Genomic DNA, 14,597 nt, shown 5'->3' with positions numbered 1-14,597 from the left:
TGGTGGGGGGGCCGTGAGTTTTTTATATACCACCCGCGGGGTGGGGGGCCCCCGGGGGGCCGGGTCTTCCGTGGGGGGGGGGGCCGCGCCCCGGGGGGGCCCCCCCCCCCGCACCCGGGAACGCGAGGAGAACCACTCATGCGCAGGATCCTGCACGCCGCCGTCGCCCTGGCCGTCGCGGGCGCGGCCCCGCTGGTCGCCCTGGCGGCGCCGGCCGCCGCCCGGCCGGCCTCCGTGCGGACGGACGCCTGGCCGTGCGACGGCCCGGCCCAGCTCTTCGCCGCCCGCGACGGGGCCGGCAAGTGGACGTGCTGGGCCAACTCCGGCGAGTCGTACGCGAAGGCGTACGGGGTGCGGCACTGGCAGTCGGGCCACAACTCGGGCCTGTTCGACTACGAGTGCCACGGCCAGACCGGCTCCCACCGCTTCGGCCGGGACGACGGCGGGGACCTGCCGGACTGCACGATCAACCACGTCGAGATCGACTGACCGATCCGCCCGGGGCGCCGTGCCGGGTGGGGCGGTGGGAGACGGCCCACTGCACACGGTGGTGGGTGGGCGCGTCGGTCTGGTCGAGCAGGGCCACCGCCAGGTCGGGGTGGGAGACCCGGTTCTCGCCCGCCACCGTGGCGATGGCACTGCTGTAGCGGCCGGTGGCCGGGGCCTGTGGGTTCAGGTCCTTCGGCGGGACGACCATGAGCCGGTCGGCCAGGGCCCGGGCGGGTGCCGGCTTCGCGAGCATCAGTGACGTTTCCGGTAGCAGGCCCACTGCCGAGCCGCCTGATTCAGCCCGGCGGTCCACGAGTCCGGATCGTCTCCGGCGATGTCGGCCCACATGCGGGACTGCGCCTGCGCGAAGACGTCCAGCACTTTCGGATCGACGGTCGTCCATCCCGGGACCCTGGCGGCCCACGCCTCTGCCTCGGCCGGGCTGTGGCCGCCTGCGGCGATCAGCCAGATCACCCAGAGAGCCGGGTCGATCCACGGTGCTCCGCATGTGGCCCACGCCCAGTCGACCAGGAGCGCGCGGTCTCCTCGGATCAGGACGTTCTCGTTGTTCAGGTCGGTGTGCAGCAGGGAGGCGCCGGCGAATCGGGACAGCATTTCGGGGTCGTCCACGAAGGCGGCCCATCGCTGTTCGGCACGACGGAGCTCGATCGGAGGGCATGGGGTAGAGACGAGCCGGCTGAGGGAGTCGACCATCAGTTCCAAGTCTCCGGCCGCCCGGTAGTCGGCATGGGGGGCCTTGACGTGTTCGAAGGCGATGAGGCTCCAACCGTGGGCCTCCAGGTGCCACAGCAGCTTGGGGGCTAGGCCTTCGAGGAACGGGCTGATCGCCACCTCTCGCCGCTGCGTCCACGCCCACCGGTGGCTCTGCTGCATTCCCTTGACGAAGGCGTTGCCCTCGGCGGTGGTGAGTTTGACGGCAATCTCGGAGTTCCGGCCGGATCCGACGGTTACGGCGGAGAGGACCGGGGTTCCCAGTTCGATCTCAACAGCCTTGTGAACAGCGGCGGGTAGGTCGCCCCAGTGGATGCGGGTGGTCGGCATGGGTACAGGCTCCCAGAAAAGGCCGTGAGGCCCGGCAACACGCCGGGCCTCACGGGTGATTCAGTTGTACGGGTTGTCGTCGCCGCACCCGGGGAGGGCCTCGGCCCCGTGGACCTCCATGTCGTCGATGAACTCCAGCTCCTCCTCGCTGTTGGACCGGGTGGCGGTCATCTCGACCACGACAGCGGTCATGCTGCACTTCCTTTCTGTCCGTGCCGGCAGTAGGTGTTCAGTGGTGCCTTCGCTTCCTGGTAGCGCTTGGCCAGCGGCCGGCAAACCGAGCAGTTGCCGGAGAGCAGGCAGCCGGAGCACCCACCGGTGCGAAGCATGAGGCGGTCGGCGATTCCGCCGAGCCGGGCGAGGCCCTGGACTCCCTCGGCCAGGAGGTCGATCTGCTCATCGCGGCCGACCTTGCAGATCGAAGCCCGTCCGTGCGGGTCGACGTGCAGGAACGTGTGTCCCGCGTTGCATCCTGTGAACCGTTCGAGCGGCTTCAGGTGAGCGGGCGATTGGGACGCCAGCGATTCGGCGCCGCCGTAGATCGTCGGCGACATGTGGGTGTACTCCTCATAGGGGAGCCCGAGTTCGGCTGCCAGTCCGCGCATTCGGTCGTGCTCGTGCGCGTTCTGCGCGGTGACGATCAGCGTCAGCTTCAGTGGCAGGCCGGCCTCGATCCCGGCAGCCAGGCCGCGCGTGACCCGCTTGAAGGCGCCCCGGCGCCGGGTGAACGAGTCGTACGTCTCCACGGTGGCCCCGTAGAGGGAGACGGTGACCCTGTACGGCCTGCATGCGGCAAGCGCTTCCAGGGTGGCGGGGTTCGACAGCCGCGTACCGTTCGTCAGTACCTCGATCATCATTCCCAGGTCGTGCGCGAGCCGGCTGGAGGCGGCGAAATGCGGGTCGATCAGCGCCTCGCCTCCGGTGATCTGGAGCCACAGGATCCCGGCGTCCCGCAGAGTCAGCAGCAGGCGGCGCTTGCCCTTGTCGTCCAGGCCCGCGAACCGCTTCTCCCCGAGGTAGCAGTGCTGGCAGTCGAGGTCGCAGCCGAGGTTGATCTCCCAGCTCCCGCGGCTGTGCCCGTACACCGGGGCGTCGCGGATCAGCACGGCTTCGCCGGCCGGTCGGATCGTCGGCTTGATGCCCCAGCGGGCGCGGGCGGCGTCCGCGAGCCAGAACGGCAGACCGGCCCCGGAGTCACGGGCGCGCTCCAGCTCCCGGAACCGTCGTTCGGGCAGCCGGATGCCCTCCAGCCGGCCCGGCAGCAGCACAACGAAGTTGTCGAGGAACGGACTCGCGACGAGGTCGTGCAACGTGATCTCCTCCGTTGTTCACTGACTGGTAAGGGAGTTGCGCAGGCATGCCTCAGCAGCCGACATGGTGTAGAAGCGCCTGATCCGCTCCGAGGAGCCCGGTACACGCACGTACTGGTGCTGTTCGCGGTCCCAGATCCCCCAGCACTCCAGCAGGAGGAAGTGCGGACTGCGCGAGTCGATCAGGCGGATCTCGTAGCGACACGGAGGAAGGACCGCGGACATCACGCGTGCTCCATGTCCGGGCAGGACCGTTCGTTCCGCGCCACCCATGTACGGGCGCGGTGGTACGAGTAGAAGCGCAGCGGCGAGTCGGCCGGCGGCAGCGCCTTCACCAGCGTGCCGGTCTTGTGGTCGCGAACGACCCAAACCGGGTACGAGGCCCCGTTGAGGGTGTCGGCGGGGATGATCGTGTACCGGCCGGTCATCGTCGGGCTGCCACCTGAACGAACCCTGCGGCCTTCTCGACTCGTGCGGCGAACTCGTTGTACTCACCCTCGATGGGCGAAATGGCCGCCTTGCTCGGCACCAGGATCGCGTCGGCCTCCCCGTCCGTGATCTTCTGCAAGGCGGCCTGGAGCATCCGCCGTCGGTCCGGGGACTTCTCCACCTCCTCGTCCACCACGGTCAAGGCGATGCCCCAGCCGAACTCCTGCGCGTACTCCTCACAACTCTGCATTTCCAGTTCGGGAAAGGCGGTACCGGTCTTGGAGAGGTAGACCACGGCCTTGAAGCGCCGGGCCTCGCCGATCCCTTGAGGGATGAGGGTCGAGCACTGCCCCGTGGCGGTGCTGCTGGGCATATGAACTCCCAGGATGGACGGGCCGTTGACAGCGCAGGCGTGAAGCCGGGACGCGCAACGGCTAAGCGTGAGGGGATGCGGCCACGACAGGTGAGCCGTGAACTTCGGCCAACGCCTGGCTGCTGACCAAGGGTCGGCGCAAACGGCATGTCATCACCATCACGCGGCAGGTATCACCTGGCACTCTTCCGGGTGACCGACATGGCACCAAGGTGGCATCCGGGTATCGCGTGGCGGAATGGGGTTGCGTCGGGTGATGTTGGGAAGGTCCTCTGGGGTGAGGGAGTTGGCCCGGTGCCCGACGCCGGGCGTTCAAAGGAACCGAGATGCGAGCGACCACTCACACACTGCTCAAGATCCTGGTGGACCAACGCCGCTGGCGATACGTCGACTTCGAACGGCACTTCCGGCGTGCGGCGTCCGAATGCCTTGACGATGGCGCCCGGAATCTCACGGTGTCCGAGGCCCAGTTCCGCCGCTGGACCTCCGGCAGGGTCAAGACACTGCCAGGACCGGACACTTGCCGGGTCTTGGAGTACATGCTCGGCATCGATGCTGCGACGTTGTTCGATCCGCCTCCCTCGGATCTACCCGCACCCGCGTTCAACCTGGAAGACGAGATCGACATGACTGCACGGGACGCCCAGAACGAGGCCGGCGCAGCCGCGGCCGCGTCCGTTTCCGACATCGCGCTTGACCAGCTACGCGACGACGTGGCCACGTTGGCGCGCGGCTACGTCACCACACCGACCTATGTCGTCTTCCAGAAGGCGAAGGAGATGCGGGAGCTGGCCGAGGCCAACCGCGACCGCACCCAGGTCCCCGCCCAGCAGCAGGAGCTGCTGATCATTGCCGGGCAGGCCTGCGCGCTTCTGGCAACCGCTGCCTTCGATCTCGGTTCGCTCGATGGAGCGAGGCGGCTTTCGCGATCGGCCGCACTGTACGGGGAAGCGGCCCGGTTCGATCCGCTGCGGGCGTTCGCCGGCGGCACGCTTGCGTACATCGCCTACTTCTCGGGTCGGCCGGCCGAGGCCGCACGGCTCGCGCGCGCAGCGCAGGGGTTCAACGGCCTGGGCGACGTGGCGCAGCGCAGGCTGGCGGCCATCGAGGCCCGCGCCTTCGGGCACCTGGGAGATGCAGTCTCCGCGCAGAGGGCTCTGGATGCTTCCGTGGCGGACGGAAGTGGGCGCAGGGATGATCTTCACGACGATGTGGGCGGCGAGTTCGGGTTCACCGTGGAGCGTGCGGCGATGTCGAACGCCTCCACCTGTCTGCTCATCGGCGACGGAGGCCGGGCCGAGGCATTCGCGGCTCAGGCCTTGGATCTCGCACGTGCGAGGTGCTCAGCCGCCCGCTCAGCCCGCGTGATGGGTGGCGCTGGTGCGGACCTGGCCGCCGCTCGGCTTCTGCGAGGTGACCTCGACGGCGCGGCGCAGGCTCTTGAAGCGATGTGGACGGTGCCGGCAGAGCAACGTGCCACCGGGCTTCTGGCCCGTGCGACGCGGGTGCGACGCGGGCTCACCGACGGCCAGTACGCGCAGGCCACGCTCGCTGTCGAGTTGGGTGAGAGGATCGAGGACTTTGCCCGGCAATCGGCCCCGCACCAGCTCGGCGCGGGACCGCTTGCCGTTGAAGGCTGATCAGCTCAGCGAAGCCAGGATCGTCGCTTCCTTGTCCAGGTCGATCCCGTGGTCGGCCCAGCGCGGGTGGTCCACGGGGCGTCCGTCAGCCTGCCACCACGCCCACGTGTCCGCGATGGTCTCCCGCAGGGGCCGGCAGCGCAGCCCGGCCTCCACCGCGCTGCCGGCGTCCACCGCCCAGACCCCGGCATTGGTCCGCCACAGCGGCAGCTCCGTCCACTCCTTCACCCCGTTTTCCAGCAGCACCTCCGGTTCCACCCACACCGGGTGACCGGAGCCGCCGGTCACGTTCCGGCACGTTTCGAGGAACTCGGCAAAGGTGATGGCGTCCGGGTGGGCCACGTTGTAGGTGCCGCCCGTCGCTGCCGCGGCCCGGTCCAGTGCGAACGTCGCGACGTCGCGTACGTCGACCGGCTGAATCGGTTGACCGCTGGGTGCGGGAGCCAGGATCGCGCCACCTCGCTGCGTACGGCTCAGCCACCAAGGAAGGCGACCGACGTACTCTCCCGGCCCGAGGATCACACCCGGCCGAAGGAAACATGCCCGGGCCTCACCGAAAGCCGCAAGCACCGCGCGCTCGCAGCCGGCCTTCTGCCGGCCGTAGTGGAGGTTCGGCCCCTTCCAGCCTTCTGGATTCCGTCCGTAGTCCTTGTCGGCGTCAGGGGGCCCGTCCAGTAGCGCGTCGCCGACCCGCAGCGGTAGATCGGGCCATCCGGCATAGACACTCACTGTGGAGACGTAGACGTACGAGCCGCTGACGGGCTCCAGTGTTCGAGCTCCCTTGAGGACAGTGCTCGGGGGAAGTTCGGACGCCGAGGTGTCCACCACAGCGTCCCAGGGTCCCTGCTCCGCAAGATGGTTGAGATCATCAGTATTCGTGCGGTCGCCGTGGATGGTGTGCACTCCCTGGATGTCATCACCCGACAGGCCGCGGTTGAACGTCGATACGCTCCATCCTCGGGCCAGGGCATCCGCCACCACAGCCCGACCCAGGAACCAGGTTCCACCCATCACCAGGATTCGCATGGTCACTGATCCTGCCGGGCAGAGGCCGGTTACCGCCACCTCGTCACTGGAGACGCCGCCCGGCCCTGCCGGAGTGACCAGGTGATGCTTTTGCTTGCGGTGCCCCCTTGGCGTGCCAAGGGGGCACCGCCGTCTCCCCCGTGTTCTCTTGTGCTGCTTGTCCGCCTTTGGATGCTGCCCCTCCTCGTTCAAGGAGGGGCAGCATCATAATTTTTTATCCTTTACATCTAAATTTCTTCATGCTATCCCCGCCATGGGACGTTAAATGTCTGCGGTGACACAGGTTTTGACGATACGTCAACAGTCGGGCGGGTAACGTCGGGGCTCCGTCCGTTCGGGTGCGACGAGGGAGAGAACGTGTCGAACGTCAGTCGGCGTGGGTTCATCGGGGCGGCCGCGCTCGCGGGCGCCGGGGCCGCGCTCGGGCCCCTCGCACCGCCCGCCGTCGCGGCGGGGGACGCCGAGGAGGGCCGCCGGTCGCGGACGCTGGCGTTCACCGCGGGCACCAACGCCTGCGCCGCCCTCTCCCCCGACGGGCAGCGCCTGGTCATCGAGGTCCAGGGCGTCCTGTGGGCGCTGGCGCGCGGCGGCGGCGAGGCGAGCGCGCTCACCGCCCCCGGGCTGGAGCCGACCCGCCCGGCGTGGTCGCCCGACGGCTCGGCGCTCGCGTTCTGCGCCTACCAGGGCGGCGGCTTCCACCTGTGGACGATGGCCCCCGACGGGTCGGACCTGCGGCAGCTGACCTCCGGTCCGTGGGACGACCGCGGCGTCTCGTGGTCCCCCGACGGCCGTTTCCTCGCGTTCTCCTCCGAGCGCGGCGGCGACGCGGTGGCGGGCAGCTCGTACGACATCTGGACGGTGGAGGTCGCCACCGGACGGCTGGCCCGCCTGACCGACCGGGCCGACGCCGAGGACTACGACCCCGCCTGGCACCCGGACGGCGACCGGATCCTGTTCGTGCGCGCCGACGCCGCCGGCGCGCGCACCATCGCCGCCGTCCCCGCCGCCGGCGGCCCGGTGAGCGTGCAGCGCACCGTGGACAGCGGCACCGTCGCCTGCCCGGCCGTCGCGCGCGACGGCCGCGTGGCGTACGTGTGGTTCGGCGAGGTCTCGGCCCCCTACCAGGTCGCGAGCTCGTCGCTGGCCGTCGACGGCACGGTGGTCTCCGGCACCGAGGACGTCGCGCCGCTGCCGCCGTCCTGGACGCCCGAGGGCGGGCTCGTCCACTTCTCCGACGGCCGCCTCACCGAGCGCTCCCCCGCCCTGGACGGCGCGAAGGAGATCCCGTTCACCGCCCGCCTGGAAGTGCCGCGGCCCCGCTACCGCCGCAAGGCGCGCGACTTCGCCTCCACCGACGAGCGCGACGTGCGCGGCGTCCACCTGCCCGCGCTCTCCCCCGACGGCCGCTCCGTCGTCTTCTGCGCGCTCAACGCCCTGTGGCTGGCGCCGATCGGCGGACGGCCCCGCAAGCTCTTCCAGGCCTCCCCCGCCCACTACGTGCAGATGCCCTCCTGGAGCCGCGACGGGCGCAGCGTGGTGTACGTGTACGACGGCCCCGAGGAGGGCCCCGCGAACGGCGGCGCGGGCGGCGATGGCCTGGGGGCCGTGCACCGGCTGGTGCTGGACGGCGGGGCGGACACGGTCGTGGCGCGCGGCGGGCGGTTCAACCCGGCGCTGTCGCCCGACGGCACCCGGCTGGCCTGTCAGGACGTCACCGGCACCCTGCTGCTCGTCGACCTCGCGACCGGCGCCGAGACGAGGCCGGCGGCGCCGCTGGGCGGCAACGGCCTGCCGGGGCGCCCGAGTTGGTCGCCGGACGGGCGCTACGTCGCGCTGTGCGACCGCAACCGGCTCAACCACCGCTTCCGCGAGGGCTACAACGTGGTGCGCGTGATCGACACCCGCGACGGCAGCGCGAGGGCCTACCTGCCGCTGCCGGACACCTCGGTGGCCGACCGGTGCGACAGCGGCCCGGTGTGGTCGCCGGACGGCGGGCACCTGGCGCTGGTCGTGGACTCGGCGCTGTGGGTGCTGCCGGTGGGCGCGGACGGCACACCCGCGGGCGAGGCGCGGCGGCTGACCGACGAGGCGGCCGACCACCCGTCCTGGTCGGGCGACTCCCAGCGGCTGCTGTACCTGTCGGGCCGGCGGCTGCGGCTGATCGGGCGCGACGGGGGCGGTGCGAGCACCGTCGCGCTCACGCTGCGCACCGCCCGCAGCCTGCCCGCGCGCTCGGACGTCACCCGCATCCACGCCGGGCGGCTGTGGGACGGCACCGGCGAGGAGGTGCGCGAGGACGTCGACATCGTCGTCACCGGCAACCGCGTCACCTCCGTCGAGCCGCACCGCCAGGGCGCGCGCCGCGCCGGGGAGCGGCTGGTCGACGCCACCGGCTGCACCGTGCTGCCGGGCCTGTGGGACTCCCACACCCACCCGTACCAGAACACCTACGGCGGGCGGCAGTTGCGCCTGAACCTCGCCTACGGGGTGACCGGCACCGCCTCGCTGGGCGGCTTCGCCTACGAGCAGGCGCGCCTGCGCGAGTCCGTCGACGCCGGGGAGATGGCCGGGCCGCGGTTCCTGAGCACCGGCGAGCTGCACGACGGCACCCGCGTCGCCTACAGCATGGGCCGCGCCCACCGCACCGCCGAGGGGGTGCGGCGCAGCATGGAGCGGGCGGCGGCGCTGGAGTACGACTTCGTCAAGACGTACGTGCGGGCGCCGGCTTCGACGATGGCCGAGGCGGCGCGGGCGGCGCACGAGCTCGGGGTGCCCTCGGGCAGCCACCTGCTGACGCCCGGGGTGCAGGTGGGGCAGGACCTGACGACGCACCTGCAGGCCACCCAGCGCCAGGAGTACGGGCGGGTGTCCTCGCCGACCGGGCGCAGCTACCAGGACGTCCACGAGATCTACCGGGGCGGGGACTTCGCGATCATCATCACGCCGTTCTCGGCGTTCTGCCTGGTGGGCGCGGACCCGTCGCTGGCCGAGGACCCCCGGGTGACGGCGCTGATGCCGCCGTGGGACGCGGCGGTGGTACGCCAACAGGCGAAGAGCGCGCCCACGCCGGACCAACTGCACGCCCTGCAGCGGGAGATGGCCGTCTACCGGCGGATCCTGGACGACGGCGGGGCGCTGGCGCTGGGCACCGACGCGCCGCTCACCCCGGTCGGCCTGCAGGTGCACCTGGGGCTGCGGGCGCTGCACCGCTACGCGGGGCTGTCGCCGGCCCAGGCGCTGCGCACGGCGACGGCCGCGCCGGCGCGGCTGTGGGGCGTGGCGGAGGACCTCGGCACGGTGGAGGAGGGCAAGCTGGCGGACCTGCTGGTGGTGGACGGGGATCCGCTGCACGACTTCGCGGACCTGGTGCGCACGGCGTGGGTGATGCGCGACGGGGTGGTGTACCGGCCCTCGGAGCTGGTGGACGGCGGCGGCGGGCAGGGGGCGCGGCGGCCGGCTGTCGCGGCGCCCGGGGGCGTGGACTGGCTCGCGGTCGGCGAGGCGCTGCGGCGGGAGGGCTGCTGCGCGCTGTGACGCGCGGGATGCATGCGAACGGTGCGGCGGTGAGAATGACCGGGGGCCAGGCGTCGGGGGCCGGAGGACGGAGTCGGCGGTGAAGGCGGTGTCGGTCGGCGTTGCCGTGCTGCTGACCGCCGTGTCCCTCGCCATATCGCCCTCGCCTTCACCGTCGCCTTCCCCTTCCCCCTCGCCCTCCCCCTCGCCGTCGCCCTCGCCGTCGCCCTCGCCGTCGCCGTCGACGTCGGCCGCGCAGAAGCCGACCATCACACTGAGACCGTCCCGGGCGCCGCGGCTGGGGACCGTTCGGGTGACGGTGTCCGGGTACGGCACGTGCCCGCCCGGCTCCACCGTCGAAGTGGCGTGGGACGAGCGGCCCGGCATCACGCACTTCCCGATCGGCAATGACGGGAGCGCCTCCGGCACGTTCCCGGTGCCCTCGGATGCCGCAGACGTCGAACACAGGGTCACGGCGACATGCGGGGACGTCTCGCGGGACGACGCGGTGACCGTTGCACCGGCCACCCTGGCGGCGGATCCGGGCCAGGGCGCGCCGGGCTCCGCCACGACCGTGTCCGGGACGGGCTTCGCCTGCCCGGCGGGCGACGCCGTCGCCCTGGCCTGGGACACCGGCGCGCCGCCCGTCTCCGGCACGCCCGACGCCGACGGGCACCTCGCCACCCGCATCACCGTGCCGCCGGACGCCACTGTCGGTGACCACACCGTGCGGGCGTCCTGCGCGTCCGTCCCGGGGATCACGGCCGACGCGCACTTCCGCGCCCTGGCACCGACACCGACGCCGTCCCCCCTGCGGGCGGTGACCGCCTCACCGGGCGCGGTCGTACGCGTCTCGGGCCGGGCGAGCGCCTGCCCCAGCCTCGTCCTGGCCCTGGACAACGGGCCGACCTCGCACCCGATCCAGGCCGACGGCTCCGGGCGGTTCACCGGGCTCGTCACCCTCCCGCCCACCGTCTCCCCGGGCCCCCACTCCATCGTGGAGGAGTGCACGGTCACGCACGCGGTGGCCCAGGTCCTCCCGCTCGTCGTCACCACCACCACGCCAAACCCGCACCCGCACCCGCACCACTGGACCTGGCTCTGGATCGTCCTCGGCGCTGCCGTCCTCGCCGCCACGACGGCTCTCACGCTGCGCCACCGCCTGCGGCCGCCCCCCGTGACGGCCCGCGTGACGGCCGCGCCGGGCACATGGGGGAACCCCGAGACCGGGCTGACCGAGCACGGCGGCGGGGGTGACGCAGCCGGGCACAGCGTCCGGCTGGAGCCGAAACCGGGCCGACGCCTTCCGCCGAGCTTCGAGGAGCTGCACGATGACGATCGTCGCGACGGATGACCCGTACTCGCTGGCGACGTTCCTGGGGGCGGTGGAGCCGTTCGCCGACACCCTCCGCCGGCAGGGAGCGCTCAGTGCCCTGGAGGGCCTGACCAGGCCGCTGTCCCACGCGGCCGGGCAGGAGGCCGAGAGTGTCGTCCACGGCTTCCTGGGGCTGGACATGATCGACCTCCTGGCGGGCGGCTGGCTCACCTACACGAAGCTCACCGCAGCGGCGCGGCGCACCTGCGAGGTGCCCGGCAGCGAGGAGGTCGTCGCCCTGCTGGACCACCGGGTCCGCTCGGTCCACCACCCCACGGTGAAGGTCTTCGTCGACGACCAGCCGGTCGGCACCCTCCGGGTGGACATCGAGGTGGTCTTCGACCTCGAAGGGCTCATCGCCGTGGTGCGCGCGGGGAAACTGGCGGCCGTGCGCGCCGGGCGCTGCACGGCCGGGGCGACCGTCGCCGTCGAGCGGATCACCGTGGCGGACCGGCGGGCGAGCTTCGACCTGCCCGGCGGGCTGGGGCTGCGCGGCGGTGTCGTCCTGCACCCGTGCACCGGGCCGCCGGCCGGCGCCTGAGGGGCGCGGTCAGGTCGTGTAGAGGCACTGGGGTTCGCCGAACTCCACGAAGGTGTCGGCGAGTTGCAGGCCCAGCGCCGCCAGGAGGCGGCGGGAGCGGTGGTTGGCCCGCTGGGTGACGGCGATCACCGGGGTGCCGTCCGGCACCGTCCGCGCCCACCAGGCGAGGGCGGCGGCGACCGCCTCCCGGCCGAGGCCGCTGCCCCAGGCGGCGGGCAGCAGCTGGTAGGAGACCTCGGCCCGGCCCTCGCGGCGGTAGTCGGCGGCCAGGGTGACCAGGCCGATCGCCGCGCCGCCGGCCGCGGGCGCGACCGCCCACGCGCCCGGTTTCGCCGGGTATTCGCGCCGCCGGGCTTCGACCCGTTCGGCGCAGGCGGGGCCGCCCAGGAAGGCGCGGACCTGCGGGTCGGTCAGCAGCTCGCCCATGACCGGGGCGTCCCCGGGGGCGACCGGGCGCAGCACGAGGCGGGGGGTGCGCAGGGTGACGGGCCAGGTGCGGGCGAGGACGGCGGTGACGGGGTCCATGACCGTCAGGATGGCAGCCGGGCGCGGAGTTCACCGGGATGATCGGCGGGCGTCCGGCGGTGTTTTCCGGAGACCGGGACACATCCTGGAGTTTTTGTGCAAAGCGGTGTCAGATGTGCCGCCCGGGTGCGGATTTACTCTTTGACGTGCACGGATGTGAACCGATACCGTCCGGCTGGTCTTTTCTTTGCCGGCTCTGGGGGGTGTTGGCACCTCCCTGGGCATGTCCTTTTCGGGAGAGTTTGTGCACGGGAATCGCGTCATACGCGGAATTCGAAGACTGGCCTGGCCCATGGGCCTGATGGTGGCGATACCGGTGATCGCCGGGTCGGTTCCGGCGGTGACGGCATCGGCTGCGGATGCCGTCGCACCGGCGGTGGTGGAGGACTACTCCTACCCGGGCGCCGCGAAGGTCCTGGCGGACCACAACGTGACCCTCAAGGCGGGCGACGGGCACATCGTGCTCGCCGACTGCGCCTCGGGGCCGGGCCTGGTGCAGCTGTACAGCCGGGCGGCCAACCCCAGTGAGGTCTGTTTCAGGATCACCGGGTCCACCGGGTACCTGTCGCTGGAGATCCCGCAGGTCTACAACATCCGCGGCGACGACCACACGATCAAGGCCACGCTGAACACGGCGGGCACGGTCACGAGCGTGGCCGTCAACAAGAACGACTGGACGCCGGTCGGCGAGGGCGGCACCAGCGGCTCGACCACGCTGCTGGAGCTCAACGCCACCGACGGCCCCGCCGCGATGGCCCCCGCCGGCACCTACCCGGCGGTCGGGACGCTGACGGTCGGCCAGGCCGGTCACCCCGGCTCGCGCGCCTGCACCGCGACCCTGGTCGCCCCGCAGTGGGTGCTGTCGGCGGCCGCCTGCGTCGCCGGCAACCCGGCCGACCCCACCACCGCCCCGACCGGTCTGCCGCGCACCCGCACCACCGCCACGGTCGGCGGCCACACGGTCGAGGTCACCGAGTTCGCCCCGCGCGCCGACCGCGACCTGGTGATGGCCCGCCTGGCCGCGCCGGTCTACGACGTCACCCCGATCGCCGTCTCCACCGCCGCGCCGACGGCCGGTGAGGACCTGACCGTCGCCGGCTTCGGCCGCACCGCGAGCGCCTGGGTGCCGAACGCGCCGCACAGCGCCGCGCTCACCGTCTCCGCGGTCTCGGCCGCCGGCACCGACCTCACCGCCAAGACCGCGGCCGACACCGTCTGCAAGGGCGACTCCGGCGCCCCGGCGCTGCGCACCGAGAACGGCAAGCCGGCGGTCGCCGCCGTCACCAGCCGCGCCTGGCAGGGCGGCTGCCTGGGCACCGACCCCGCCGAGACCCGCACCGGTGCCTCCGAGGCCCGCGTCGACGACCTCGCCTCCTGGATCGGCGGCCTGGTCAACCGCGCCTACCAGCTCGTCAACCCAGGCAGCGGACGCTGCGTCAACGTGTCCGGCGCGGGCCCGTGGACGAACGGCAACCCGATCATCCTGTTCGACTGCGTCCCGGGCGCCGGCAACGAGGCGTACCAGCTGACCGCCTCGGGCCAGCTGCGCACCACGGCCAACGGCCAGTGCCTCAACGTGGCGGGCGCGGGCCCGTGGGCGAACGGCAACCCGATCATCCTGTGGGACTGCGTCCCGGGCGCCGGCAACGAGACGTTCCAGCTGACCGCCTCGGGCCAGCTGTACAACCCGGCCAGCAACCGCTGCCTCAACGTCTCCGGCGCGGGCCCGACCTGGGCCAACAGCACGCCGATGATCCTGTGGCAGTGCGTCACCGGCCAGGCCAACGAGACGTTCGCCCTCGCCTCCGCCGACAAGCAGACCGCCGGCCCGACCGGCGCGATGCTCAACCCGGCCAGCAACCGCTGCCTCAACGTCTGGGGCGCGGGCCCCTGGGACAACGGCAACGCGATCGTGCTGTGGGACTGCGCCGCGGGCCAGGCCAACGAGCAGTTCCAGCTCACCGCCTCGGGCCAGCTGGTCAACCCCGCGAGCAACCGCTGCCTCAACGTCTCCGGTGCCGGCCCGACCTGGGACAACAGCACGCCGATCATCCTGTGGCAGTGCGTGCCCGGCGCGGCCAACGAGACGTTCCGGGTGACCGCCGACGGCCAGTTCCTCAACCCGGCCAGCGGCCGCTGCCTCAACGTGGCGGGCGCGGGCCCGGTCTGGGACAACAACAACCGGATCATCCTGTTCGACTGCGTCCCCGGCGCGGGCAACGAGAAGTTCGTGTCCGGCGCCTAAAGCGCGGACGGCGGCGGGGGGGGGGGGGGCGCGCGCGGCCCCCCCCCCCCCCCCCGGGACAACAAAAAT

General features: G+C 72.1%; 14 protein-coding genes. 6 read left to right on the top strand and 8 right to left on the bottom strand.

Going from position 1 to position 14,597, the window contains the following annotated elements; all coding sequences use genetic code 11:
* Positions 1-138 precede the first annotated feature (138 nt).
* Positions 139-489, top strand: coding sequence for a hypothetical protein (locus ACFV4F_RS38985; protein ID WP_380448026.1), 351 nt, complete (start codon positions 139-141; stop codon positions 487-489).
* On the opposite strand, the gene ACFV4F_RS38980 is transcribed toward ACFV4F_RS38985, so the two are convergent.
* The 6 genes from ACFV4F_RS38980 to ACFV4F_RS38955 form a co-directional block, all read right to left on the bottom strand.
* Positions 467-742, bottom strand: coding sequence for a hypothetical protein (locus ACFV4F_RS38980; RefSeq protein WP_380448024.1), 276 nt, complete (start codon positions 740-742; stop codon positions 467-469). The genes ACFV4F_RS38985 and ACFV4F_RS38980 overlap by 23 nt on opposite strands.
* Positions 742-1,551 carry an aminoglycoside phosphotransferase gene (locus tag ACFV4F_RS38975; RefSeq protein WP_380448023.1) on the bottom strand — a complete coding sequence of 270 codons (810 nt, stop codon included), beginning with the start codon at positions 1,549-1,551 and terminating at the stop codon, positions 742-744. Before ACFV4F_RS38975 ends, ACFV4F_RS38980 begins: the two co-directional genes overlap by 1 nt.
* Before the next feature lie 60 nt (positions 1,552-1,611).
* Positions 1,612-1,743, bottom strand: coding sequence for a hypothetical protein (locus tag ACFV4F_RS38970; protein ID WP_380448021.1), 132 nt, complete (start codon positions 1,741-1,743; stop codon positions 1,612-1,614).
* Entirely contained in the window at positions 1,740-2,861 is a 1,122-nt protein-coding gene (locus ACFV4F_RS38965; RefSeq protein ID WP_380448019.1) for a radical SAM protein, read from the bottom strand. The genes ACFV4F_RS38970 and ACFV4F_RS38965 overlap by 4 nt, the downstream gene beginning before the upstream one ends.
* A 224-nt stretch (positions 2,862-3,085) precedes the next feature.
* A complete protein-coding gene (locus tag ACFV4F_RS38960) occupies positions 3,086-3,289 on the bottom strand; it encodes a hypothetical protein (protein WP_380448017.1) in 204 nt (67 codons plus the stop codon).
* Entirely contained in the window at positions 3,286-3,663 is a 378-nt protein-coding gene (locus ACFV4F_RS38955) for a hypothetical protein (RefSeq protein ID WP_380448015.1), read from the bottom strand. The genes ACFV4F_RS38960 and ACFV4F_RS38955 overlap by 4 nt, the downstream gene beginning before the upstream one ends.
* Positions 3,664-3,989: 326 nt before the next feature.
* Here ACFV4F_RS38955 and ACFV4F_RS38950 point away from each other — a divergent pair, with 326 nt between their 5' ends.
* Positions 3,990-5,303: a DNA-binding protein gene (locus ACFV4F_RS38950; protein ID WP_380509986.1), complete on the top strand. Its 1,314-nt coding sequence runs from the start codon at positions 3,990-3,992 to the stop codon at positions 5,301-5,303.
* Here the strand turns inward: ACFV4F_RS38950 and ACFV4F_RS38945 are convergent, their stop codons facing one another.
* The gene (locus ACFV4F_RS38945; protein WP_380448011.1) at positions 5,304-6,329 is read right to left on the bottom strand and encodes an NAD-dependent epimerase/dehydratase family protein; all 1,026 of its coding nucleotides are present in this window, start codon (positions 6,327-6,329) and stop codon (positions 5,304-5,306) included.
* 357 nt (positions 6,330-6,686) lie between these two features.
* Here ACFV4F_RS38945 and ACFV4F_RS38940 point away from each other — a divergent pair, with 357 nt between their 5' ends.
* The 3 genes from ACFV4F_RS38940 (at position 6,687) to ACFV4F_RS38930 (ending at position 11,758) form a co-directional block, all read left to right on the top strand.
* Entirely contained in the window at positions 6,687-9,863 is a 3,177-nt protein-coding gene (locus ACFV4F_RS38940; protein ID WP_380509983.1) for an amidohydrolase family protein, read from the top strand.
* A gap of 487 nt (positions 9,864-10,350) precedes the next feature.
* The gene (locus ACFV4F_RS38935) at positions 10,351-11,196 is read left to right on the top strand and encodes a hypothetical protein (RefSeq protein ID WP_380509980.1); all 846 of its coding nucleotides are present in this window, start codon (positions 10,351-10,353) and stop codon (positions 11,194-11,196) included.
* Positions 11,174-11,758 carry a hypothetical protein gene (locus ACFV4F_RS38930; RefSeq protein WP_380509977.1) on the top strand — a complete coding sequence of 195 codons (585 nt, stop codon included), beginning with the start codon at positions 11,174-11,176 and terminating at the stop codon, positions 11,756-11,758. The genes ACFV4F_RS38935 and ACFV4F_RS38930 overlap by 23 nt, the downstream gene beginning before the upstream one ends.
* A gap of 9 nt (positions 11,759-11,767) precedes the next feature.
* Here ACFV4F_RS38930 and ACFV4F_RS38925 read toward each other — a convergent pair whose 3' ends face one another.
* Entirely contained in the window at positions 11,768-12,283 is a 516-nt protein-coding gene (locus tag ACFV4F_RS38925; RefSeq protein WP_380498088.1) for a GNAT family N-acetyltransferase, read from the bottom strand.
* A 301-nt stretch (positions 12,284-12,584) separates the two neighbouring features.
* Between ACFV4F_RS38925 and ACFV4F_RS38920 the strand changes: the two genes are divergently transcribed.
* Positions 12,585-14,528, top strand: coding sequence for a ricin-type beta-trefoil lectin domain protein (locus ACFV4F_RS38920; RefSeq protein ID WP_380509974.1), 1,944 nt, complete (start codon positions 12,585-12,587; stop codon positions 14,526-14,528).
* Positions 14,529-14,597: the final 69 nt, after the last annotated feature.

Source organism: Kitasatospora sp. NPDC059722 (genome assembly GCF_042733235.1).
In the GTDB taxonomy this organism is placed as follows: Bacteria; Actinomycetota; Actinomycetes; order Streptomycetales; family Streptomycetaceae; genus Kitasatospora.
The sequence above is the reverse complement of the archived record's forward strand: the minus strand, read 5'-3'. Positions and strand labels throughout refer to the sequence as shown.